A 22,927-nucleotide genomic window follows, 5' to 3' on the forward strand; every position below is an offset into this window, starting at 1 on the left:
CCCACCGGGGTACGGTGAGATGCGCTCTCGCCAACACGGCAATTGCAAATGAGAATTATACGCATTGGTGCCCTGAAGACCAATCGTCGGCGCTATCCGTAGCACGCGGGCCCCCCATGCACCCTCTCCTTGTTGCCGGGAGCGGGCCAGATGGGCCTGTGATGTTGAACGGGGCGATGCTGCGCCTGCCGGGATCGTGGGAACGCGACGCATGCAGGCCCCGGATGCCCTACGCTGTGCGCCAGCAGTCTTTGGGACATCATTCGCGGCAGGACTGCACCTTCGACCATCCCCCTACGGCATGCCCATATTTCCGCAAATTCTTATGCGGAAAACGTGCAAGGATCGGCGAAACCATTCGTTCCTTTCACATAGCCCCCTCGGTAGTCTTCCTCCCTGACACAAGCCTTCCCACGCAAGGAGGGCCATGAAACGCGGCGCGAACGCGCCATTTCACGACGAGAATACGGGAGCAAGACACATGATTCGCAAGCTGGCCATCGGACTCGCGGCACTGGCCGTCATCGGTTCCACCCAGACCGCGTGGGCCAACACCGCCCTCTTGAACGTTTCGTACGATCCCACGCGGGAGCTGTATGTGGACGTGAATGCGGCCTTCGCCAAGGCGTGGAAGGCCAAGGGCGGCGACGCGCTGACCATCCGCCAGTCGCACGGCGGCTCGGGCAAGCAGGCGCGTTCGGTGATCGACGGGCTGGATGCGGATGTGGTCACGCTGGCGCTGGGCTATGACATCGACGCCATCGCCGAGAAGGGCTTGCTCAAGCCGGACTGGCAAAAGCGCTTGCCGCACAATGCGTCGCCCTATACCTCGACCATCGTGTTCCTGGTGCGCAAGGGCAACCCCAAGGGCATCAAGGACTGGAACGACCTGGTCAAGCCGGGCGTGCAGGTGATCACGCCTAACCCGAAGACCTCGGGCGGCGCGCGCTGGAACTACCTGGCGGCCTGGGGCTATGCGCTGCGCCAGCCGGGCGGCAACGAGCAGAAGGCCAAGGAGTTCGTCGGCCAGCTGCTGAAGAACGTGCCGGTGCTGGATTCCGGCGCCCGCGGCGCCACCACGACCTTTGTCGAGCGCGGCCTGGGCGATGTGCTGATTGCCTGGGAAAACGAGGCCATCCTGGCGATCAAGGAACTAGGCCCGGACAAGTTCGACATCGTTGCGCCGTCGATCTCCATCCTGGCCGAGCCGCCGGTGGCGGTGGTGGACAAGGTGGTGGACAAGAAGGGCACGCGCAAGGTGGCGGAAGCCTACCTGCAGTTCCTGTACACCGACGAGGGCCAGGAAATCGCGGCCAAGAATTACTACCGCCCGATCTCGGAGAAGATTGCCGCCAAGTATGCGAGCAACTTCCCCAAGGTCAAGCTGTTCACCATCGATGAGGCCTTTGGCGGCTGGCAGAAAGCGCAGAAGGCGCACTTCGCCGACGGTGGCTCGTTCGACCAGGTCTACCAGCCTGGCAAGAAGTAAGACGCAGCCTGCGGCGGGCGCGCGCCCGCCGCGCATTTGCCGTGCCTGATCCCTGATTCCTATCCCGATTCCTATCCCGATGCCGATCCAAGCCGGCGCGCCGCTGCGCCATGTTTTGCTGGTGGCGCTAGTCACCGGCGCACTGGGCGCTGCCTTGCTGGCGATCGGCCTGGGCGCGGCCGGCGAGGGCCGGGCGGCCAAGATCCACAAACAGAGCTGAAGAGGCACGGACATGCAGGTCTTCTGGTTTATCCCCACGCACGGCGACAGCCGCTACCTCGGCACCTCGGTGGGCGCGCGCGAGGTCAATATTGATTACCTGAAGCAGATCGCCACCGCGGCCGATACGCTTGGCTATGAAGGCGTGCTGATTCCCACCGGCCGCTCCTGCGAGGATCCGTGGGTGGTCGCCTCCACGCTCGCCGCGGTCACCAGCCGGCTGCGCTTCCTGGTGGCGGTGCGCCCCGGGCTGATGGCGCCCACGCTGGCGGCGCGCATGGCGGCGACGTTTGACCGCCTGTCGGGCGGACGCCTGCTGGTGAACCTGGTGACCGGCGGCGATGTGTCGGAGCTGGAGGGCGATGGCCTGTTCCTGGATCATGCCGAGCGCTACGAAGCCTCGGCCGAGTTCATACGCATCTGGCGCGAGGTGCTGGCCGCCAGCCATGAAGGCGCTGAGCTCGATTTCGAGGGCAAGCACCTCAAGGTCAAGGGCGCGAAGGTGTTGTTCCCGCCGCTGCAGCGGCCGCATCCGCCGGTGTACTTCGGCGGCTCCTCGGCTGCCGCGCACGAGCTGGCGGCCGAGCAGGTGGATACCTACCTGACCTGGGGCGAGCCGCCGGCGGAGGTAGCGAAGAAACTCGCCGACGTGCGCCAGCGCGCGGCGCGCCATGGGCGTACCGTGAAGTTCGGCATCCGCCTGCACGTGATCGTGCGCGAGACCGAGGACGAGGCATGGGCCGCGGCCGATCAGCTGATCAGCAAGCTCGACGATGCGACGGTGGCACGCGCGCAGGCGGTGATCGGCAAGATGGATTCCGAAGGGCAGCGCCGCATGGCTGCGCTGCACGCCGGTGGCGGCGCACGCAGCCGCGCGGAATTGGAGATCAGCCCCAACCTGTGGGCGGGCGTAGGCCTGGTGCGCAGCGGCGCGGGCACGGCACTGGTGGGCGACCCGCACATCGTGGCGGCGCGCATCAAGGAGTACGCGGCGCTGGGCATCGATACCTTTGTGCTCTCCGGCTACCCGCATCTGGAAGAAGCCTATCGCTTCGCCGAGCTGGTTTTTCCGCTGCTGCCGCGCTCCGTGCGCGACAAGCTGCAGGGCAAGGTGCTGTCCGGCCCTTTTGGCGAAGTCATGGCAACCGGCATCGTGCCGCGCGCGGCGCGCGGGTAGGAGGCAACCATGTCCGCTCCCTTGACCCTGCCTGAACGCAACCCTGACTGGTTGCGCCATGCGTCTCGCTCGGCCGCGCCGTGGATCGTGCCGGTGCTGCTGGTGGTGGCGTGGCAACTGGCCTCGCAGCTGGGCTGGCTGTCCAACCGCATCCTGCCGGCGCCGCTCGATGTGGTGAAGGCCGCCTGGGGCCTGGCCGTGACGGGCGAACTGTGGCGCCACGTGTGGGTAAGCACCTGGCGCGCCGTGCTCGGCTTCACCATTGGCGGCGGCTTCGGGCTGGCGCTGGGCCTGCTGACCGGCACCTTCCGCCCGGCCGCGACCCTGCTCGACAGCACCTTGCAGATGGTGCGCAATATTCCGCCGCTGGCGTTGATCCCGCTGGTGATCCTGTGGTTCGGCATCGACGAGACCGCCAAGCTGTTCCTGGTATCGCTGGGCGTGTTCTTCCCGATCTACCTGAACACGTATCACGGCATCCGCGCGGTCGACCCCGGGCTGATCGAGATGGCGAAGAGCTACGGCCTGTCGGGCTGGCGCCTTTACCGCGAGGTGATCCTGCCGGGCGCCTTGCCCAACATCCTGGTCGGCGTGCGTTTCTCGCTCGGCCTGATGTGGGTGATCCTGATCGTGGCCGAGACCATCTCGGCGCAGTCGGGCATCGGCTACATGACCATGAATGCGCGCGAGTTCCTGCAGACCGACGTAGTGCTGGTGGGCATCCTGCTCTACGCACTGCTGGGCAAGCTGGCTGATTTGCTGTCACGCGGGCTGGAGCGATTCTGGCTGCGCTGGCACCCCGGCTACCAGGCGCACTGAGCGCCGCCGGCCAAGGAGAACCCGATATGCAAAGCAACCCGATCGAGCAAGCCGCGCTGGCCGATGTGCCCGCCAGCCAGGATGGCAAGGGCCTCGCGCTGCGCGTGCAGCAGGTGGTGAAGCGATACGGCGGGCGCCAGGTGCTGCACGGCATCGACCTGCAGGCCGCGCCCGGCGAGTTCCTCGCCATCGTGGGCCGCAGCGGTTGCGGCAAGAGCACCTTGCTGCGGCTGGTGGCCGGCCTGGAAGACAGCGACGGCGGTGGCGTGACGCTGGACGGCGCGCCTGGCAACAAGCAGCGCGAGGCGGTCCGGGTGATGTTCCAGGACGCGCGCCTGCTGCCATGGAAGAAGGTGCTGGACAACGTGGCGCTGGGGCTGCCGCGCGCGCGGCTGGCCGATGCGGCCAGGGTGCTGGGCCAGGTCGGCCTGGCCGAGCGCGCGGGCGAGTGGCCGGCGCGCCTGTCGGGCGGGCAGCGCCAGCGCGTGGCACTGGCGCGTGCGTTGGTGCATCACCCTCGCTTGCTGCTGCTGGACGAGCCGCTGGGCGCGCTGGATGCGCTGACCCGCATCGAGATGCAGGGCTTGATCGAGGCCTTGTGGCAGCGCCTGGGCTTCACGGCGCTGCTGGTCACCCACGATGTGTCGGAAGCGGTAGCGCTGGCCGACCGCGTGGTGTTGATCGAAGACGGCCGCATCGCGCTGGACCAGCGGGTGGCGCTGCCGCGTCCGCGCCAGCGTGGCTCGGCGGCGTTCGCGCAACTGGAGGACGCGGTGCTGCGCCGGGTGATGCAGCGTGATGGCGCATTGCCGGTCGATGAGAGCCAGCACGCGCAAGCATTGTTGTCTGCAGTGGACTGGTCGGTGGCGCGCACGGTCGATTCAGTGCGCTGGGCGATCTAGCGCGCAAACCCTGCCGCCAGCAAGGACGCCAGCGAGAAGGCAAACAAGTATGAAACAAAGGTCGCGCGGCCAGCTTTGAGCGAAGCCGGCGCAACCCGCTCAAGCGGCGGCAGCCACGGGTGAGCGGGCAACGTCACTCACCCGCGCGGCCGCCATCCGCTGAACCAAAGTTTTACGCATTTCTCATTTTCACTCACGCAAAGGAACTTCTATCATGAGCATTCAGGCGATCAACGTACGTAACCAGTTCCGCGGCAAGGTTGCTGCCATCATCGAAGGCCCTGTGGTCTCGGAGGTCGACGTCGAGACGCCGGCCGGCATCGTCACCTCGGTCATCACCACCCGCTCGGTCAAGGATCTCGGCCTTGCCATCGGCAGCGAAGTCGTTGCCCTGGTCAAGGCTACCGAGGTTTCCCTGGCCAAGCTTTGAAGCCTCGCCCGAGGCGCAAGCGCAACGCAAAGGAAATCGCAATGGCAAGCGCGAACGAAAGAGGCGCGGCACTGACGGCGCTCACCCACTACCTGGAAGCGCTGCCGCGCCGGCCAGAAAACGATCGTCAACTGTGGCGCGACGAGCGTGGGCAGGTGCAGGGCCAGTTCTATAACTGCTCGCTGACCAGCGCGTTCGAGCCGCTCATCACCTTGTCCAGTCGCGATGTGGTGGCGCACGAAGGCACGCTGCGCACGTACGCCGGCGACGGCGTTGGCCTGAGTGCATGGAAGCTGTTTGCGATGGCGGCGGACGATGCCTCCCTGGTCTCGCTCGACCGGCTGTCGCGCCTGGTGCATGCCATCAACTATTTTGCGGCCGACGGCGATCGCAAGCTGGTGCTCAACGTGCACAACCGGTTGCTGGCCGCCGTGGCCGACGATCACGGCGCGGCCTTCCGGCGCGCTCTGCAATCGCTTGGCCTGCCGATCGACCGGTTCGTGATCCAGGTGCCGGCCAGCGCCAACGACGACCTGCCGCTGCTGCTGCATGTGGTGGGCAACTACCGCCGCAACGGCTTTGCCGTGAGCCTGCAGGCATCGGACCCGGCGGAGGCCGGCGCGCTGATGGCGCACGCGCTGCCCGACTGGCTCAAGCTGGACATGCGCCGCAACTGGACCGACCGCCAGCTGGCCGGGCTGCAGGCCAGTGCCGACAGTGCCGGCGTGACGCTGATCGGGCGCCGGCTGGAGAACGCCGAGAATGCCGAGCGGCTGCAGGCAGCCGGCATCGTGCTGGGGCAGGGCAGCTTCACCGGCGCGGCGGTGAGCGCGCGCCACCTGCATGAAGTGGCCGGCGAAGTTGGCATTTAGGAGTTCGAGGGCGGGGTGCCCCGGAACGGATCCGGCGGCGTCCCGATGGCGTTGACCAAGGAGCCGAAATGACGCAGACGAAGAGGCCGGCCGCGCGGGAGCAGCGCGGCGGGCAGGCGGGCGCAAGCGGGCGACCCGCCGACGTACGGTTGAAGGTGCCCAAGGGTTTGCAGATCCTGACGGTGCCAGGGCTGCATGGCAGTGGCCCGGGCCACTGGCAAAGCCGCTGGGAGCAGCGCTTTCCCGACTGGCAGCGCGTAGAGCAGCACGACTGGTCGCGCCCGAGCCTGCCGCTGTGGGCAGAGCGCGTGTCCGAGAGCGTCATGCGAGCGCAACGCGTGGCCCCGCGCGGGGCCATCCTGGTGGCGCACAGCTTCGGCTGCCTGGCCACTCTGCGCCAGGCGGCGCTTGATCCCGAGGGCATTGCGGGCGCAGTGCTGGTGGCCCCCGCCGATCCCGACAAGTTTGGCGTGGCCGGGCTGCTGCCCGCGTACCGGCTGCCGTTTCCCACCATCCTGGTGGCCAGCCGCAACGATCCCTGGATGCAACAGCGCACCGCGTTCAGCTGGGGCACGCTATGGGGCAGCGAGCTCCATGATGCGGGCATGCTAGGTCACATTAACGCCGATTCTGGCGTTGACCAGTGGCCTGAGGGGCTCGCCTTGCTCGATGCCTTGATCCAGCGGATCGAGGCGGACGGCAGCGCCGGCCCGTCCGGCGACCGCGCCGGGCCTTGGGACGGCGGGCTGGAAGTGTCGTCTACGTTTCCTTATATCTAAAACGCCTAAGAACATACGTAAAGATTCGTTCTGTTTATAAGTCGGTATCTGCAGAATTTGTCTCGTAGGCCGGAGCGTTATGCGCCGGCGTCATAAAGAAGCCGCCCCCGCTGCTTCGGTTTCCAGCGAATCCCGCGCGGAAGCCCTTCTCCGGAGGCGGATACGACGGCACAGACGAGACAACATGCCACCCTCGATTTCCCTGGCGGACAATCCGCCCCCGGCGCGGCCGGATGACCGCCAAGCGCGCAAGAGCGCGCCCGCCAAGCCAGGCAAGCAGCGCTTTACCGTGCTGCCAGGCTTTGGCCTCTCGCTGGGCTTCACGCTGTTCTACCTGACGCTGATCGTCCTGATCCCGCTGTCGGCCACCTTCCTCAAGACCTTCACCATGACCTGGGAGGCCTTCTGGACCGCGGTGAGCTCGCCCCGGGTGGTCGCCTCCCTGCAACTGAGCTTCGGCGCCTCGCTGATCGCCGCCATCGTCAACACGGTGTTCGGGCTGATCGTTGCCTGGGTGCTGGTGCGCTACCGCTTTCCCGGCAAGCGCCTGATCGATGCGCTGGTCGACCTGCCCTTTGCCCTGCCCACCGCGGTGGCCGGCATTGCCCTGACCGCGCTGTTCGCCGGCAACGGCTGGATCGGCCGCTACCTGGAGCCGCTGGGCATCAAGGTGGCTTTCACCCCGCTGGGCGTGGTGGTGGCGCTGACCTTTATCGGGCTGCCGTTCGTGGTGCGCACGGTGCAGCCGGTGCTCGAAGACGCGGAGCAGGAGCTGGAAGAAGCCGCGGCCAGCCTGGGCGCCACGCGCCTGCAGACCTTTGTCCACGTGATCCTGCCGACCATCCTGCCGGCGCTGCTGACGGGGTTTGCGCTGTCGTTCGCACGGGGCACCGGCGAGTACGGCTCGGTGGTGTTCATCTCCGGCAACATGCCGATGGTCTCCGAGATCGCGCCGCTGATGATCTATTCCAAGCTGGAGCAATACGACTACGCGGGCGCTACCGCGGTGGCGGTGGTGATGCTGGTGATCTCCTTCGCGCTGTTGCTGCTGATCAACCTGCTGCAAGCGTGGACGCGCCGTCACCACCAGGCAGTGCGCGCTTCCGTGGCGCCGGACAAGGAGAGCTGAAATGGCCGGCGTCGCTACCAAGGGCCTGGGCGGCCGTGCTGCCCCCGCCGCGCGTTTCCGGGATGCCACGGGTGAAGCGCCGTGGGTGCGCTACACCCTGATCGCCATCGCGGTGCTGTTCCTGGCGCTGTTCCTGTTCATCCCGCTGGCTTCGGTCTTTTATGAAGCGCTGCGCAAAGGCGTGCAGACTTATCTTGATTCGCTGGTCGAGCCCGATGCCGTGGCCGCGATCCAGCTCACATTGCTGGTGGCAGCCATCGCGGTGCCGCTCAATGTGGTGTTCGGCGTGGCGGCGTCCTGGGCCATCGCCAAGTTCGATTTTCGCGGCAAGAGCCTGTTGACCACGCTGATCGACCTGCCGTTCTCGGTGTCGCCGGTGATCTCCGGCCTGGTCTATGTGCTGCTGTTCGGCGCGCAGGGCTGGCTGGGACCGTGGCTGGAGGCGCACGACATCAAGATCATGTTCGCGGTGCCGGGCATCGTGCTGGCCACCATCTTCGTCACCTTTCCGTTTGTGGCGCGCGAGCTGATCCCGCTGATGCAGGCGCAAGGCAGCGAGGAAGAGGAGGCCGCCATCGTGCTGGGCGCCTCGGGCTGGCAGACCTTCCGCCGCATCACGCTGCCCAATATCCGCTGGGGCCTGCTGTATGGCGTGATCCTGTGTAACGCGCGGGCAATGGGCGAGTTCGGCGCGGTCTCGGTGGTGTCGGGCCATATCCGTGGCCTCACCAACACCATGCCGCTGCACGTGGAAATTCTCTACAACGAATACAACTTCGCCGCAGCCTTCGCGGTGGCGTCGCTGCTCACACTGCTGGCCCTGGTCACGCTCGGCATCAAGACGCTGGTGGAATACCGGGCGAGCCGCGAGCACAGGGAAGACGAGAACTTTGCGCCGGAGAACCCGAGCGCTGGCAAATTGCAAGGACAGGCATCATGAGCATCCAGGTCAAGAATGTGCAGAAGCGCTTTGGCAATTTCGTTGCGCTCGACGATGTCACCCTCGATTTCGACGAAGGCCAGCTGACGGCGCTGCTAGGCCCCTCGGGCTGCGGCAAGACCACGCTGCTGCGGATCATCGCCGGCCTGGAACGCGCGGACGCCGGCCAGATCCTGCTGGAAGGGCGCGACGCCTCGCACCAGCATGTGCGCCAGCGCCAGGTCGGCTTTGTGTTTCAGCACTACGCGCTGTTCAAGCACATGACGGTGTTCGAGAACGTGGCCTTCGGCCTGCGCGTCAAGCCGCGTGCCGAGCGCCCCAGCGAGGCGCAGATCCGCGACAAGGTGCGCGCGCTGCTGGAGCTGGTGCAGCTCGACTGGCTGGCCGAGCGCTATCCGCCGCAGTTGTCCGGCGGGCAGCGCCAGCGCATTGCGCTGGCCCGCGCGCTGGCGGTGGAGCCGCGCGTGCTGCTGCTCGACGAGCCGTTCGGCGCGCTCGATGCCAAGGTGCGCAAGGAACTGCGCCGCTGGCTGCGGCGCCTGCACGACGAGCTCCATGTCACCAGCGTGTTCGTCACCCACGACCAGGAAGAAGCGCTCGAAGTGGCCGACCAGGTGGTGCTGATGAACCGCGGCCATGTCGAGCAGGCGGGCACGCCGGAGGCGGTGTACAACCATCCGGCCACGCCGTTCGTGTTCGGCTTTCTCGGCAACGTCAACCTGTTCCACGGCCGGCTCGAGGTTGGGGAGCGGGGCGGCCTGCTGCACACCGGCGACTCGATCCTGCCGGTGATCGGCAGCGGCCATGAAACCGCCGGCGATGCCGTGGCCTATGTCCGCCCGCACGATCTCGATCTCGAGCGCTATTCGCCCGGCACCGACGGCATTGCCGTGACGCTGCGCCGCGCGCTCACCCTGGGCCCCGTGGCCCAGCTCGAACTGGAACGTGAAGACACCCAGGAAGTCATCGAGGTGGCGCTGCCGCTCGAGCGCTTCCGCCACCAGGGCTTCCGCGAGGGCGAACTGCTCGCCGTGCGGCCGCGCCGGCTGCGTGTCTTCGTCCAACCCCATTCATCCGCCCCGGCTAGCGCCAGGGGCACGCCGGCAGGAGCCGCACAATGAACTTCCAGCAATTACGTTCCATCCGCGAGGCGGTGCGCCGCCAATTCAACCTGACCGAGGTGGCCAATGCGCTCTACACCTCGCAGCCCGGCGTCTCGCGCCAGATCCGCGAGCTGGAGGAGGAGCTTGGCGTCGAGATCTTCGAGCGTTACGGCAAGCGCCTGACCGGCCTGACCGAGCCCGGGCGTGAAATCGTGCGAATCGTCGAGCGCCTGCTGCTCGAGGCCGAGAACCTGCGCCAGGCGGGCGACGAATTCGCCGGGCGCCATACCGGCCGCCTCACGGTGGCCACCACCCACACCCAGGCCCGCTACGCCTTGCCCAAGGTGGTGCAGAGCTTCCGCCGCGCCTACCCCCATGTGACGCTGGCGCTGCAGGAAGCCTCGCCCGCGCATATCGTGGAGCTGGTGCTGAGCGGCCAGGCCGATATCGGCATCGCGACCGAGGCGGTGGCCAGCGAGGCCGGGCTGACGTCGTTCGAGGCCTACACCTGGCGCCACGTGCTGGTGGTCTCGCCCGAGCACCCCCTGACGCACCTGCCGGAGCCGACGCTGGAAGACATCGCCGGCTTCCCGATCATTACCTACGACGCCGGCTTCACCGGGCGCCGCAAGATCGATGGCGCCTTCGCCGCCGCCGGGCTGCAGCCGGAGATCGTGCTGACCGCCATGGACGCGGACGTCATCAAGACCTACGCCGAGCTGGAGCTGGGCGTGGGCATCATCGCCTCGATGGCCTACGACGAACGCAAGGACGCCGGGCTGGTGCGGATCGCGGCCGACCACCTGTTCGAGCCCAACACCACCAGCGTGGCCGTGCGCCGCGGCGCCTACCTGCGCGGCTACGCGCATGCCTTCATCAACATGTTCGCGCCCCACCTCTCGCGCGACACGGTCAGCAGCGCGCTGTCCGAGCCGGCGGGCGGGCAGGTGGTCGAGGCCTGACGGCTTCTGGGCCTCATTGGGCCTGGGCCTCATGGGTCTCATTGGCCCGCAGAGGCCCCGGTGCCGATCGCGCCGCATCCTCGCCTTTCGCGCCATCCGCTTTCCATTCGTCGCACGCCACTTTCGTCCCGGCCGTTGTCCGCGTAAAGTCACCACTGTCCGTGGCGGCATAGATTGCTGCCGTCACATGGCTTGATGCGCCGCAATATCGACGGTGCGCGGGTCCGCACGAGAGGAGAGCGCGATGAAGCAAGGCCGTGGCGGCAAGGGGCTGATCGCCCCGATCATCCTGATTGCACTGGGCGCGGTGCTCCTCGCGCAGAATGGCGGCATCCTGCCGGCCTATCTGCTACGCGAGGGCTGGCCCGTGCTGCTGATCGCCCTGGGCGCCATCGTGCTCGTGCGCCGCCTGGCCTGGCGCCGTGCCAGCCAGGGCGGGCAGAAGCCATGAGCGCACGCCCCCAAGGGCTGCTGCGCTGGCAATGGCAAGGCTACGCCCGCAATCACAACCACCCTCTCAGCCTGTTGCTGCATATTGTCGCGGTGCCGATGTTCATGGCCGGCAATGTGCTGCTCGTCTATGGCGTGCTCTCGCTGTCCGCTCCGGCAATCGGGCTGGGCATGATATGCATGGGCTTGTCGATGATGCTGCAAGGACGCGGGCACCGGCTCGAAGCGGTACGGCCCGAGCCGTTCGAAGGCCCGCTCGATATTGTCCGCCGCATCCTGGCCGAGCAATGGATCACCTTTCCTCGCTATGTGCTGTCGGGGCGGTGGTGGGCCGCTTTGCATGGCCGCATCACGGACGAAACCGCCCACGAAAATGAGGCGCAAGATGCGCATAAGCCGGGCAAAGGACGGCAGCGCCCGTGAACCGCCCCTACAATAACGATCAGTTGTCCCCGACCTTGCCCCTATGAAATCGCTGGATCGCTGTCCTGCCGCCATTCCCTCCCGGATCTCGATCCTCGCGCGCGACCTGGTGTTCGTGCTGTGCGCGAACACCATCATCGCCGTCAGCCTGAACTACGGTTTCCGCACCGGCGGCTCGCTGTGGCACAACTTCGTCTACAGCCAGCTGATCGGCCTGTCGATCTGGCTGCTGATCGACATTGCCCGCGTGCTGATCTGGTGGAACGACAGGCCGCGGCGCTGGCCTTTCCTGTTCCTGACCGCGGTGGCCGTGCCGCTGGGCGTGATCATGGGCAGCTGGACCACGCGCGTGGTCCTGAACGAGCCGGCCAAGTCCTTCGAGGAAGCTACTGATATGCTGCGCATGTGCCTGGTAGTGGGCATGCTTGCGTCGGCCAGCATGATTTACTTCTACTGGTCACGGGAGAAGCTCGCGCATCTCGAGCGGCAGGCCGCGCTCGATGCGCTGCAGCGCGAAGAAGCCGAGAAGCAGCTGGTGCGCGCGCAACTGATGGCCCTGCAGGCGCAGATCGAGCCGCATTTCCTGTTCAACTCCCTGGCCAACCTGGATTGCCTGATTGCCACGGACCAGCAGGCCGCAAGGCGCCTGTTGCAGCGGCTGATCGGCTTCCTGCGCATGTCGCTGTCCCACACGCGCGCCGAGCAATGCACGCTGCGCCAGGAGTTCGAGCTGCTGCGCAGCTACCTGGACATCCAGGCGTTGCGTTTCGGCACGCGCCTGGCCTATGAGATCGAGCTCCCGCCCGAGCTGGCGGAGGTGGAGATCCCGCCCATGCTGATCCAGCCGCTGGTGGAGAACGCGGTCAGCCACGGCATCGAGCCGTGCATGCGTGGCGGCAAGATCGTGCTGTCGGCCCGGGCGCAGGGCGACAGCGCCGTGCAGGTGGTGATCACCGATACCGGGGTGGGTTTCGGGCATGCCGTGACCAAGGGCTCCGGCCTCGGGCTGACCCATGTGCGCGAGCGGCTGGCGCGGATTTTCGGGGCGGCGGCCAGCATGCAGATGGAAGAAAACACGCCGCGCGGCGTGATCGTCCGGCTGACGTTGCCCGTTGTGCGCACGGCGGCGCCTGTCGCAGCCCACGCACCGCTGCCGGTGCCCGCGGGCAAGGCCGCCGGCGCGCGCGCAATCACCCCTGTGAGCGCCGCCACGCAAGGCATTTCCCATTCTTGAGGCGCCTCGCCGCTTAGGCGCTTAGACCGCCGCTTGGACTGCTTCGACCGATCCGCCCCTTACTCCCGTTTCCATGGCCCCGACCCTGTTGATTGCCGACGACGAGCCGCTGCTCGCGCGCGCCTTGCATGCCGAATTGTCCAGCCTCTGGCCCGAAGCGCAGATCGTCGCCGTGGTGCATGACGGCGTGTCCGCGCTGGAGGCGGCCCGCCAGCACCAGCCCCAGGTAGCGTTTCTCGATATCCGCATGCCTGGCATGAGCGGCATGGACGTGGCGCGCGAGCTCATGGCGTTCGATTCGCCGCCGCTGGTGGTGTTCGTCACGGCATATGACCAGTTCGCGCTGGAAGCCTTCGAGCGCGAGGCAGTCGACTACGTGCTCAAGCCGGTGCAGCCCGAGCGGCTGGAGGCCACCGTGCACCGCCTCAAGGCGAGGCTGGCGGCCCAGGCGCAGGCCAGCGAGGAGGGCGGCGCCGCCCTCGATACCGATCGCCTGGCGCAATTGCTGGCGCGCCTCGAGACGCTGGAGCCGGGCGGCGGCGGGCCCACGCAACAGGCGGCGGGCGCGCCGCAACATGGCTACCTGCGCTTTATCAAGGCACTGGTCGGCCAGGAGATCCGCATCATCCCGGTGGACGAAGTGATCTACCTGGAGGCGACGGACAAGTACGTCAACGTGGTGTCCACCGGCGGCGAGGCGCTGATCCGCACCAGCCTGCGCGAGCTGTCACAGCAGCTCGACCCCGAGCGCTTCTGGCAGATCCATCGCGGCACGGTGGTCAACATCGACTGCGTGGCCAGCGCGGTGAACCAGTCGCTGGGGCGGCTCGCGCTCAAGCTGCGCAATCGCTCGGAAACCTTGCCGGTGGCGCGCCAGTACGCCTATCTGTTCAAGCAGATGTAGCGCGCAGAGCACCCCTGCCATGGGTGGTTTTACTCTATGATGCGGTATTCGCAGCGCGCTTCTTGTGCCTGGCAGCATGGCCGGCGCGCCATGCCAAGCCCAGCCAGATAGCCGCCTGATGACTGCCGCCACCCTCGATCCCGTTCGCAATCCGCTGCGCCACGACGCCCAGGTCATCGGCCTGGTCGGGCTGGCCCACGGCGTTTCCCACTTCTTTCACCTGCTGCTGGCGCCTCTCTTCCCGTGGATCAAGGCCGAGTTCGGCCTGAGCTATGCCGAGCTGGGTTTGCTGATGACGGTGTTCTTTGCCGTGTCGGCCGTGGTGCAGACCGCGTCAGGCTTCGTGGTGGACCGCTTTGGCGCAAAGCCGGTGCTGTTTGGCGGCCTCGGGCTGCTGGGCGCGGCCGCCTTGCTGCTGTCCATCAGCCTGAGCTACGCGATGCTGCTGCTTGGCGCGGGCGTGGCCGGGATCGGCAACGGGGTGTTCCATCCCGCCGATTTCACCTTGCTCAACAAGCATGTTTCCCAGCCGCGGCTGGGCCATGCGTTCTCCGTGCATGGCATCTCGGGCAACCTCGGCTGGGCTGCGGCGCCGTTCTTCCTGGTGACCATTGCCGAGCTCGGCAGCTGGCGCACCGCGCTTGCCTGTGCCTCGGCGGTGGCCTTTGGCGTGCTGGCCGTGCTGCTGGCCTTTCGCCATGTGCTGGATCCCCGCGCCGCCGCCGGTGCGGCGCCCAGGCCGGCCAGCGCGGCACCCAAGGCGGGCGGCAGCATGCTGGCGTTCCTCAAGCTGCCGCAAGTGTGGATCTGCTGGGCCTTCTTCCTCGTCACCACCTTTTCGTTCTCCGGCATCCAGAGCTTCGCGCCGACCGCGCTGACCCAGCTCTACGGCATGCCGCTGACGCTCGCCACGGCGTCGTACACCGTCTACATGCTGTGCAGCGCGGGCGGCATGATCGTGGGCGGCTTTGCCGCGGGACGCACCAGCAACCACGACCGCCTGATCGCGATGAGCTTCACGCTGTCCGGCTTGGTCGCCATCGTGGTGGGGCTGGGCTTGCTGCCGGCCGTGATGGTGCCGGTGCTGATGGGCGTGATCGGCTTCGGCGCGGGCACGGCCGGGCCTTCGCGCGACCTGCTGGTGCGTGCGGCAGCCCCTGCCGGCGCCACGGGCCGGGTTTATGGCGTGGTCTACTCCGGCCTGGATATCGGCCTGGCCAGCGGGCCGCTGTTCTTCGGCATGCTGATGGATGCGCACTGGCCGAGCTGGGTCTTCTTCATGATCGGCGCCTTCCAGATGCTGGCGATCTTCACCGCCGTCACCGTGGGCAATGGCAACCGCTCCCGCCGCGAGGTGGCGGGCAAGCGAGCGGCCGCCGGCTGACGCCGGCACCCGCCCGGATCGCGCTAGCGCGATCCGGGCGGTCCCCAGGCCCCATGGTTCCGCATGCAGCCTTCCTTTTCCAATTTCCACTTTCCTGATTCGGGAGTCCTTCATGAGCTTTGCTACCACTGACCTGTGCGACGCCAATGAGGCACGCCTGGCCGACGGCTCGCTGCGCGTGCTGTCGCCGGTATTCCAGCATTTCGGCAAGCGCGCCGCGTTCTCCGGCCCGGCGGCCACGCTGAAAGTGTTCGAGGACAACTCGCTGGTGCGCGAGGCGGTCGAGTCGCCCGGCAACGGCCGCGTGCTGGTGGTCGATGGCGGCGGCTCGCTGCGCTGCGCGCTGGTGGGGGGCAACCTTGGCGTGCTGGCCGAGAAGAACGGCTGGGTCGGCATCATCGTCAATGGCTGCGTGCGTGACAGCGGGGAGCTCTCGGTGTGCGATATCGGCCTGCGCGCCCTGGCCCTGCATCCGCAGAAGAGCCAGAAGCGCAATGTGGGCGAGCGCGAGGTCACTGTGCAGATGCCCGGCGCCGTGGTGCGGCCGGGCAACTGGATCTATGCCGACGCCGATGGCGTGCTGGTGGCGGACACCAAGCTGGAGGGCTGAGCATGCCGGTGGTCTTTGTCTATGGCACGCTGCGCGCGGGCGAAGTCAACGACCTCAACGCGGCCGCGCGCAAGCACGGCATTGCCGCGCCACGCCTGATCGGCAGCGCGACCGTGCCGGGGCGGCTCTATGACTTCGGCACGTATCCCGGCCTGGTGCTGGACGCCGCCGCGCCCGGCGTGGCGGGTGACTTGTATGAGGTCGATGCCGCGCTGGTGCCTGTGCTCGACGAGATCGAAGAAGTCTATCCGGGCCAGGCCTCGTTGTTTGTGCGCGAGGAGCGCGTGGTGGCGGTTGGCGGTCAAGCTCTCAGTTGCCTGCTTTACCCGGTGGGCGAGGATGCGGTCGCCGGCTTGCCGCGCATCGATTCCGGCGACTGGGTGGCCTACCGGCGCGCCCGCTAGTGTCTTGTTCCGTTGATTCGCTCACAAAATCTACCGACATCGGCGAGGATTGCATCCGCAGAATGCGTGTCATAGAATGCGCTGGAAATTTTGGTTTGGCATAGTGGCCCCGCTGACTCGGGGGTGTCGCTTGTGGGCGGGGTTTTGATGCGTCTAGCTGCTGGCGCGGCTGTACGGGGTTGGCCAATTTAGAACGCGTGAGATGTCACTTCTCTTTACTCGTAAAGAGAAGTAACCAAGAGAAAGCGATCCTTGCAGGAGGCTGGCTTGTCGGGGTTGCGTAGCCCGGTGGTCTCGTCGTCATGCCCTGGGTTCTAATGGCCTCATGCCGTTACCGGTTTGAATGGCCGCGATCCTGCGGATGAAGCTGGTTTCGTGGTGAGGCTGCTCGGTAGCAGCATCCCTGCTCATCCACACATCTGCCGGTACCGGTGCGAAGCGCCACGATATATCACGCCGTGATGGTTTCGTGGTGGGGTGGACGCGGTGACGAATGCCTCGGCATTATTTTTTCGGTGCCACCGCGCCCACGACGGAAACGGGACGCCTGCAACTTCGTGGCCAGTCACTCCGCGAGCGACAGACGGCTTGAGTTTCGTGGTGGTTGCTACCGGTGGGGGCCACCACGAATCCTCGGGCATTGGCAGCGTCGTGGTGGTCAAAACTGGTAACGGCACGAGTCAGTTAGCACCCGCGGCCGTACGACGAAACCATTGGGGTCCCCAATGACGCCACGGCAGCCTCCTGCAAGGATCGCTTTCCTTTGGTCACTTTTCTTTACGAGTAAAGAAAAGTGACATCTCACACGTTCCAAAACGGCCAACCCCGCACAGCCGCGGCAGCAGCTAGATGCATGAAAACCCCACCCACAAGCGACACCCAATAGCGATGCACGCTGGTGGACGATATCGAAGTCTCTGCAGCCACCGCGCGCGCGGTCCAATGGGTGGAACCGTCAGCCGGCTTGGTATGCAGCGTCGTCTTGATGAGTTCCGCGACGCGCTCGTCGTCGATGGTGCGTGGCTTGCCGGGACGCAATTCGTCGTACAGGCCATTGAGGCGCCCCTCAAGGAACCGCGTACGCCATCTACCCCCCCCGTGGCACGCGTAACCTGCAGTCGCTTGGCTATCTCATTATTTGGCTCGCCCGCTGCAGAAGCTTCGCTCGTCCCATTGGCATGTTGGCGTCTCCCGTGCGTCGATACCAACATCCTGCAAAAATATAGATCCGTTAACAACGGAACGGGGCACTAGCTCGCTCGCGTTTGAAACGCCACGCCGCGCGCTCGCCGCGCGGCGGGTCTTGGCGTAGCATCGGCAACCATTCCATCGTCCGATGTCATGGTCAAGCATGCACGCTTCCAACTCCCTTCCCAACCAGCGCTTCGTCCAGTCCGGCGACGTGTGGCTTGCCGTCAAGACCTGGGGCGAACCCGCGCGCCCGGCCATCGTGCTGGTGCACGGCTATCCGGACAACAGCGCCGTCTGGCATGGCGTGGCGCCGCTGCTGGCCAATGACTATTACGTAGTTGCCTATGACGTGCGCGGCGCCGGCGGCTCTTCGGCGCCCAAAGGCGTGGCGGCCTACCGCCTGGAGCGGCTGGCGCAAGACTTCAGCGCGGTGATCGATGCCGTCTCGCCGCATGCGCCCGTCCACCTGGTCGGCCATGACTGGGGCTCGATCCAGTGCTGGGAGTTTGTCACCGAGCCACGCCTGCGCGGCCGCATCGCCTCGTTCACGTCGTGCTCCGGGCCTTGCCTGGACCATGTCGGCCACTGGATGCGGGGAAACCGGCGCCTGTCGTTCACGGCGCTTTCGCGCTCGCTGCGGCAGATGGCCTCGTCCTGGTACATCTATCTCTTCCACCTGCCGTGGCTGCCGGAACTCAGCTGGCGGCTCTGGATGGGCCGCGCCTGGCCGCTTTACCTGAAGCGGACCGAGCGTATCGATGCGGATCGGAATCCCACCCAGATCGCGGACGGCTGCTTTGGGCTGGCGCTGTACCGCGCCAATATGCTGCCGCGCCTGCTTTCTCCGGGCGAGCGCCACGCCCACGCGCCGGTGCAGGTGATCGTGCCGCTGCTGGATCGTTATGTCAGGCCGGCGCTCTCCGAGGATCTGTCGCGCTGGGTGGGGCGCTGGTGGCGCCGGGAGGTCAGCGCGCGGCACTGGCTGCCGCTGGCGGACCCCGCCGCCATGGCCGCGATGGTGCGGGACCTGGCCGGGCATATCGATGGCGGCCCGGAACCGCTGGCATTGCGGCAGGCACGGATGGCGCCAAATTCCGAAATTTCATAATGCGGAATGATGTTTTGCGCGGCAAAAAATGTAGATGCGAGGCACAACGGGCATTTCTCATGATGGAAGATTGCCTGCCACATCGTGAAAAATATCTCACAAGCCATTGATTATAAATAAGAAAAAAACTAAGCAAGGACTGCATTCCGACCTGTTGCGACGCGGGACGTTTCCCTACACTCTTATATAAGACACATGACCTGAGCGGCAAAAAACAGGGGTGGCGAGGCTAGCAAATCAGCGCCTCCTGAACACCCCCCGAAAGTGCCCCGGTCGGCAAGTCGGCACCACGGTCCGCCAAGCCAGTCGCAAGTTTTCAATGCCATCCCGCCTTAAACACTAGGAGAGTGAAATGTCCCGCGAAACCGAAGCAAAGAACCTGCAAAAAGAATGGGATACCAATCCCCGCTGGAAGGGCGTCGCGCGTCACTACACCGCCGATGACGTCGTGCGCCTGCGCGGCTCCGTGCAGATCGAGCACACCTTGGCCCGCCGCGGTGCCGAGAAGCTGTGGCACCTGCTGAACACCGAGCCGTTCGTCAACACGCTGGGCGCGCTGACCGGCAACCAGGCCATGCAACAGGTCAAGGCTGGCCTCAAGGCCATCTACCTGTCGGGCTGGCAAGTCGCAGGCGACGCTAACCTGGCCGGCGAAATGTACCCCGACCAGTCGCTGTACCCGGCCAACTCGGTGCCGCAAGTGGTTCGCCGCATCAACAACACCTTCCAGCGCGCCGACCAGATCCAGTGGAGCGAAGGCAAGGGCGACACCGATTTCTTCGCACCGATCGTGGCTGATGCCGAAGCCGGTTTCGGCGGCGTGCTGAACGCCTTCGAGCTGATGAAGTCGATGATCGACGCGGGCGCTGCCGGCGTTCACTTCGAAGACCAGCTGGCTTCGGTCAAGAAGTGCGGCCACATGGGTGGCAAGGTGCTGGTGCCGACGCGTGAAGCCGTTGCCAAGCTGACCGCCGCGCGCCTGGCCGCCGACGTGTCCGGCGTGCCGACCCTGGTGATCGCCCGTACCGACGCGGAAGCCGCCGACCTGCTGACCTCGGACGTGGACGAGCGCGATCGCCCGTTCTGCACCGGCGAGCGGACGGTGGAAGGCTTCTACCGCACCAAGCCCGGTATCGAGCAATCGATCGCCCGTGCCCTGGCCTACGCGGAAGTGGCCGACCTGGTGTGGTGCGAAACCGGCAAGCCGGACCTGGAGTTCGCCAAGAAGTTTGCCGAAGCCGTCCACGCCAAGTTCCCGGGCAAGATGCTGGCCTACAACTGCTCGCCGTCGTTCAACTGGAAGAAGAACCTGGACGACGCCACCATCGCCAAGTTCCAGAAGGAACTGGGCGCCATGGGCTACAAGTTCCAGTTCATCACGCTGGCCGGCTTCCACTCGCTGAACTACTCGATGTTCAACCTGGCCTACGGCTATGCCCGCAACCAGATGAGCGCCTTCGTCGAACTGCAGGAAAACGAGTTCAAGGCAGCCGAGAAGGGCTTCACCGCCGTCAAGCACCAGCGCGAAGTCGGCACGGGTTACTTCGACGCCGTGACCCAGACCATCGAAGGCGGCCAGTCGTCCACGACCGCCCTCAAGGGTTCGACCGAAGACGAACAATTCTTCGACGACAAGAAAGTGGCCTGAGGCTTCAGATCTTCAGATCAATAGAGCTGGTCACCTGAAGGGCGTGCGACCATCACGCCCCTCAATTAGGCGCCGCGCCGTCTCCCTCTCAGGGACGGCGCGGTTTTTTGCTTTTTGGCGCCAGGCTGGCAGGCGCCCGGCCCGGAAAGGGAGAGCAAAGGCCGGTATGCGTGGAAATGTCAAATATTGTGTCTGTATCGATTCTGACATTTTCGGTTCACTTGGGACGATTTCAGCGATATGATTCCGCCGTGTGCCAGAAGAGGCGCGCAGCAGGTCGCCGGTGAGCCACCGGCACATGTCCATATAAGTCACTGGCAGGCAACCCGGTCGGTGCACATCCCAAGAAGAAGATCAATCATGAAGCACAAACTCTCCCTGGCGGCCATCGTTGCTCTTTCCGCCTTTGTGGTCGGCTGCGCCGGCACCAATGTTGACGGCATGATGGGCGCCGGCACGTCGATGTTCAAGGCGGCCTCGCTGAGCGATGGCGATGTCAAGACCATGTCCGACCAGTCTTGCGCCGAGCTCGACAAGACCAACAAGATCGCGGCCGCCAACAGCACCTACAGCAAGCGCCTGACCAAGATCATGTCGGGCCTGCAATCGGGCGACCTGCCCAGCGTCAACGCCAAGGTCTACCTGACCAAGGACGTCAACGCCTGGGCCATGGCCAACGGTTGCGTGCGCGTGTACAGCGGCCTGATGGACATGATGACCGACGACGAAGTGCGCGGCGTGGTGGGGCATGAGCTGGGCCACGTGGCGCTGGGCCACACCAAGAACAAGATGCAGGTGGCGTACGCCGCCATGGCCGCGCGCGGCGCGCTGGCCGCCGCCGGCGGCACCGTGGCCGCGTTGTCGGCCTCGCAACTGGGCGAAATGGGCGAGCAGCTGATCAACGCGCAATTCTCGCAAACGCAGGAAAGCGCCGCGGACGACTACTCGTTCGACGTGCTGACCAAGAACAAGGCCAGCACCCGCGGCCTGGTCACGGCGTTCCAGAAGCTGGCCAAGCTCGATGGCGGCAAGTCCAGCATGTTCTCGTCGCACCCGGGCTCGGAAGACCGCGCCAAGCACATCGAAGACCGCATCAAGAAGAGCAGCTGATCCTGGCCGGCCTGGCCGCATCGGCGGGCCGATCAAGCAAAAAGGCTGGCTGCCCCGCTCGGGGTGGCCAGCCTTTTTGTTGACTGGCGCCCGGCGCCAGGGCGCACTTAGCGATACACGATCACCGGGATGTCGGTGTGCGTCAGCACCTTCTGGGTTTCGCTGCCCAGCAACAAGCCCGACAAGCCGCGCCTGCCGTGCGAGGCCATGAAGATCACGTCGCAGCCATGGCGCTCGGCCGCGTCGATGATGCCCAGGTAGGGCACGGCAAAGGTGGACATGTCGGCGTCGAAGCTGATGCCGTCGGCCCTGGCGGCGGTTTCCACTTCCTTCAGGTACAGCTTGGCCTGGCTTTCGATGCGGTCCCGGAAGGCCTGGGGCGCCTCCACCACGATCTCGCTGAACGGCGTGTACGGATATTCCTCCAGGCAGACATAGGCGGTGACTCGCGCGTTGATTGTCTTGGCCAGCTCCAGCGCGCCGTCGATGGCCTTCTTGGACAGTTCCGAACCGTCGGTGGGTAGCAGGATGTGCTTGAACATGCTGGACTCCTTTGGGGCGAATGGACCGCGTGGACCGAATTGACGTGTGGACGGAGGCAGGCCGCATGGCACCTGTCAGGTTTCATTGTAGGCAGGGGTGGCGCATGCAGCATTGCCCTAAATCAAATCGAACTACGAATTGACTGCCAGTTGCGGCTTGCTGGCGGCGGATGCCTGTTCCGCGCGGCGCCAGTAGGCCGGATTCCCATAAGTGTTCTTCAGGTGGTCGATGAACAGCCGCACCCGCAGCGGCAGGTGCTTGCGCTGCGGAAAGACAGCGTGGATGCCGATCGGCGGCGCCTGGAATTCGTCGAGCACCGTGACCAACCGGCCACTGGCAATTTCCTGCCCGACCTCCCACCAGGAGCGCCATGCCAGCCCGTGGCCATGCAGGCACCACGCGTGCAGCACCGCGCCATCGGTGCATTCCATGGTGCCGCCGACCTTGACCGTCACCTGGCGGCCCTCCTGCTGGAAGGCCCAGCCGCGCTGCACGTTGGCGCTGGCGCCGAAGGCCAGGCAGTTGTGGCGGGTGAGATCCTCGGGCACGGCGGGCACGCCATGGCGCGCCAGGTATTCGGGAGACGCCACCACCACGCGCCGGTTCTCCGCCAGGCGGATCGACACCAGGCTGGAGTCGGGCAGGTCGCCCAGGCGGATGGCGCAGTCGAAGCCCTCGTTGACGAGATCCACCACGCGGTCCGACAGGTCCAGCGTGATGGTCACATCCGGGTGCGATTCGATGAACAGCGGCACCAGGGGCGCCACGTGCTTGCGCCCGTAGCCCGCCGGCGCGGTCACGCGCAGGTGGCCGCTGGCCTTGACGCCGCCGGCCGAGACGCTGGCCTCGGCGTTGTGCAGGTCGTTGAGGATGCGCTGGCAGTCTTCCAGGAAGGCCGAGCCCTCGAAGGTGAGGCTGATCTTGCGGGTGGTGCGCAGCAGCAGCTTGACGCCCAGGCGCTCTTCCAGCGCATCGATGCGCCGGCCGATGATGGCGGGCGCCACGCCTTCAGCCGCCGCGGCCGCCGAAAGGCTGCCCCGAGCGGCTACCGAGACGAAGGTCTCCAATTGTTTGAAATGATCCACGAAGCTCGCCAG

24 protein-coding genes and 1 pseudogene are annotated in these 22,927 nt (G+C 66.0%); 22 read left to right on the plus strand and 3 right to left on the minus strand.

Going from position 1 to position 22,927, the window contains the following annotated elements; all coding sequences use genetic code 11:
* The first annotated feature begins 481 nt into the window (after positions 1-481).
* The 19 genes from ACGLHR_RS00290 to ACGLHR_RS00380 all read left to right on the plus strand — a co-directional run bounded on the left by ACGLHR_RS00290 (position 482) and on the right by ACGLHR_RS00380 (position 16,230).
* Entirely contained in the window at positions 482-1,489 is a 1,008-nt protein-coding gene (locus ACGLHR_RS00290) for a sulfate ABC transporter substrate-binding protein (protein ID WP_043347114.1), read from the plus strand.
* A 79-nt stretch (positions 1,490-1,568) separates the two neighbouring features.
* Complete coding sequence (locus tag ACGLHR_RS00295) at positions 1,569-1,709, plus strand: hypothetical protein (RefSeq protein WP_400091183.1); 141 nt, start codon at positions 1,569-1,571, stop codon at positions 1,707-1,709.
* A gap of 12 nt (positions 1,710-1,721) precedes the next feature.
* Positions 1,722-2,885 (plus strand): FMNH2-dependent alkanesulfonate monooxygenase, encoded by a 1,164-nt coding sequence (ssuD, locus tag ACGLHR_RS00300; RefSeq protein ID WP_400091184.1) that lies wholly within the window; start codon positions 1,722-1,724, stop codon positions 2,883-2,885.
* A 9-nt stretch (positions 2,886-2,894) separates the two neighbouring features.
* Positions 2,895-3,704: an aliphatic sulfonate ABC transporter permease SsuC gene (ssuC, locus tag ACGLHR_RS00305; protein WP_400091186.1), complete on the plus strand. Its 810-nt coding sequence runs from the start codon at positions 2,895-2,897 to the stop codon at positions 3,702-3,704.
* Between the two features lie 26 nt (positions 3,705-3,730).
* Positions 3,731-4,606: an ATP-binding cassette domain-containing protein gene (locus ACGLHR_RS00310; RefSeq protein ID WP_400091187.1), complete on the plus strand. Its 876-nt coding sequence runs from the start codon at positions 3,731-3,733 to the stop codon at positions 4,604-4,606.
* 214 nt (positions 4,607-4,820) lie between these two features.
* Entirely contained in the window at positions 4,821-5,036 is a 216-nt protein-coding gene (locus tag ACGLHR_RS00315) for a molybdopterin-binding protein (RefSeq protein ID WP_017224957.1), read from the plus strand.
* A gap of 41 nt (positions 5,037-5,077) precedes the next feature.
* The gene (locus ACGLHR_RS00320; RefSeq protein ID WP_400091190.1) at positions 5,078-5,908 is read left to right on the plus strand and encodes an EAL domain-containing protein; all 831 of its coding nucleotides are present in this window, start codon (positions 5,078-5,080) and stop codon (positions 5,906-5,908) included.
* 68 nt (positions 5,909-5,976) lie between these two features.
* Positions 5,977-6,687 carry an RBBP9/YdeN family alpha/beta hydrolase gene (locus ACGLHR_RS00325; protein ID WP_400091192.1) on the plus strand — a complete coding sequence of 237 codons (711 nt, stop codon included), beginning with the start codon at positions 5,977-5,979 and terminating at the stop codon, positions 6,685-6,687.
* Positions 6,688-6,871: 184 nt separating this feature from the next.
* On the plus strand, positions 6,872-7,816 hold the full coding sequence (gene cysT, locus ACGLHR_RS00330; protein WP_400091195.1) for a sulfate ABC transporter permease subunit CysT: 945 nt from the start codon (positions 6,872-6,874) through the stop codon (positions 7,814-7,816).
* Between the two features lies 1 nt (position 7,817).
* The gene (cysW, locus tag ACGLHR_RS00335) at positions 7,818-8,756 is read left to right on the plus strand and encodes a sulfate ABC transporter permease subunit CysW (RefSeq protein ID WP_267603435.1); all 939 of its coding nucleotides are present in this window, start codon (positions 7,818-7,820) and stop codon (positions 8,754-8,756) included.
* Positions 8,753-9,877, plus strand: a complete 1,125-nt coding sequence (locus ACGLHR_RS00340; RefSeq protein WP_174427321.1) for a sulfate/molybdate ABC transporter ATP-binding protein — start codon at positions 8,753-8,755, stop codon at positions 9,875-9,877. Before cysW ends, ACGLHR_RS00340 begins: the two co-directional genes overlap by 4 nt.
* Complete coding sequence (locus ACGLHR_RS00345) at positions 9,874-10,821, plus strand: CysB family HTH-type transcriptional regulator (RefSeq protein WP_318235573.1); 948 nt, start codon at positions 9,874-9,876, stop codon at positions 10,819-10,821. The genes ACGLHR_RS00340 and ACGLHR_RS00345 overlap by 4 nt, the downstream gene beginning before the upstream one ends.
* A gap of 244 nt (positions 10,822-11,065) precedes the next feature.
* Entirely contained in the window at positions 11,066-11,272 is a 207-nt protein-coding gene (locus ACGLHR_RS00350) for a LiaI-LiaF-like domain-containing protein (RefSeq protein ID WP_267603433.1), read from the plus strand.
* The gene (locus ACGLHR_RS00355) at positions 11,269-11,694 is read left to right on the plus strand and encodes a terminase (protein ID WP_400091199.1); all 426 of its coding nucleotides are present in this window, start codon (positions 11,269-11,271) and stop codon (positions 11,692-11,694) included. The genes ACGLHR_RS00350 and ACGLHR_RS00355 overlap by 4 nt, the downstream gene beginning before the upstream one ends.
* Positions 11,695-11,737: 43 nt before the next feature.
* On the plus strand, positions 11,738-12,928 hold the full coding sequence (locus ACGLHR_RS00360; RefSeq protein ID WP_400091201.1) for a sensor histidine kinase: 1,191 nt from the start codon (positions 11,738-11,740) through the stop codon (positions 12,926-12,928).
* Positions 12,929-13,001: 73 nt separating this feature from the next.
* Positions 13,002-13,832: a LytR/AlgR family response regulator transcription factor gene (locus ACGLHR_RS00365; RefSeq protein ID WP_400091203.1), complete on the plus strand. Its 831-nt coding sequence runs from the start codon at positions 13,002-13,004 to the stop codon at positions 13,830-13,832.
* 118 nt (positions 13,833-13,950) lie between these two features.
* Complete coding sequence (locus tag ACGLHR_RS00370; RefSeq protein ID WP_400091205.1) at positions 13,951-15,216, plus strand: MFS transporter; 1,266 nt, start codon at positions 13,951-13,953, stop codon at positions 15,214-15,216.
* Positions 15,217-15,328: 112 nt separating this feature from the next.
* The gene (gene rraA, locus ACGLHR_RS00375; RefSeq protein WP_400091206.1) at positions 15,329-15,826 is read left to right on the plus strand and encodes a ribonuclease E activity regulator RraA; all 498 of its coding nucleotides are present in this window, start codon (positions 15,329-15,331) and stop codon (positions 15,824-15,826) included.
* Between the two features lie 2 nt (positions 15,827-15,828).
* Complete coding sequence (locus ACGLHR_RS00380; protein ID WP_400091208.1) at positions 15,829-16,230, plus strand: gamma-glutamylcyclotransferase; 402 nt, start codon at positions 15,829-15,831, stop codon at positions 16,228-16,230.
* An 879-nt stretch (positions 16,231-17,109) separates the two neighbouring features.
* Here the strand turns inward: ACGLHR_RS00380 and ACGLHR_RS00385 are convergent.
* Positions 17,110-17,390, minus strand: a pseudogene (locus ACGLHR_RS00385) (helix-turn-helix domain-containing protein); the annotation flags it as partial.
* Positions 17,391-17,581: 191 nt separating this feature from the next.
* On the opposite strand from ACGLHR_RS00385, the gene ACGLHR_RS00390 reads away from it, so the two are divergent.
* The 3 genes from ACGLHR_RS00390 to ACGLHR_RS00400 all read left to right on the plus strand — a co-directional run bounded on the left by ACGLHR_RS00390 (position 17,582) and on the right by ACGLHR_RS00400 (position 21,287).
* Positions 17,582-18,529 (plus strand): alpha/beta fold hydrolase, encoded by a 948-nt coding sequence (locus tag ACGLHR_RS00390; protein ID WP_400091210.1) that lies wholly within the window; start codon positions 17,582-17,584, stop codon positions 18,527-18,529.
* A gap of 352 nt (positions 18,530-18,881) precedes the next feature.
* Entirely contained in the window at positions 18,882-20,177 is a 1,296-nt protein-coding gene (aceA, locus tag ACGLHR_RS00395; RefSeq protein ID WP_318231965.1) for an isocitrate lyase, read from the plus strand.
* A gap of 360 nt (positions 20,178-20,537) precedes the next feature.
* Positions 20,538-21,287: a M48 family metalloprotease gene (locus ACGLHR_RS00400; protein WP_400091212.1), complete on the plus strand. Its 750-nt coding sequence runs from the start codon at positions 20,538-20,540 to the stop codon at positions 21,285-21,287.
* A gap of 107 nt (positions 21,288-21,394) precedes the next feature.
* Here ACGLHR_RS00400 and ACGLHR_RS00405 read toward each other — a convergent pair whose 3' ends face one another.
* Together ACGLHR_RS00405 and ACGLHR_RS00410 are read right to left on the minus strand one after the other, a co-directional pair.
* The gene (locus ACGLHR_RS00405; RefSeq protein WP_006161942.1) at positions 21,395-21,829 is read right to left on the minus strand and encodes a universal stress protein; all 435 of its coding nucleotides are present in this window, start codon (positions 21,827-21,829) and stop codon (positions 21,395-21,397) included.
* Positions 21,830-21,961: 132 nt separating this feature from the next.
* Positions 21,962-22,915, minus strand: a complete 954-nt coding sequence (locus ACGLHR_RS00410) for a LysR substrate-binding domain-containing protein (protein ID WP_400091214.1) — start codon at positions 22,913-22,915, stop codon at positions 21,962-21,964.
* Positions 22,916-22,927 lie beyond the last annotated feature (12 nt).

This window comes from Cupriavidus sp. CuC1 (genome assembly GCF_044627735.1).
GTDB classification, from domain to species: domain Bacteria; phylum Pseudomonadota; class Gammaproteobacteria; order Burkholderiales; family Burkholderiaceae; genus Cupriavidus; species Cupriavidus ulmosensis.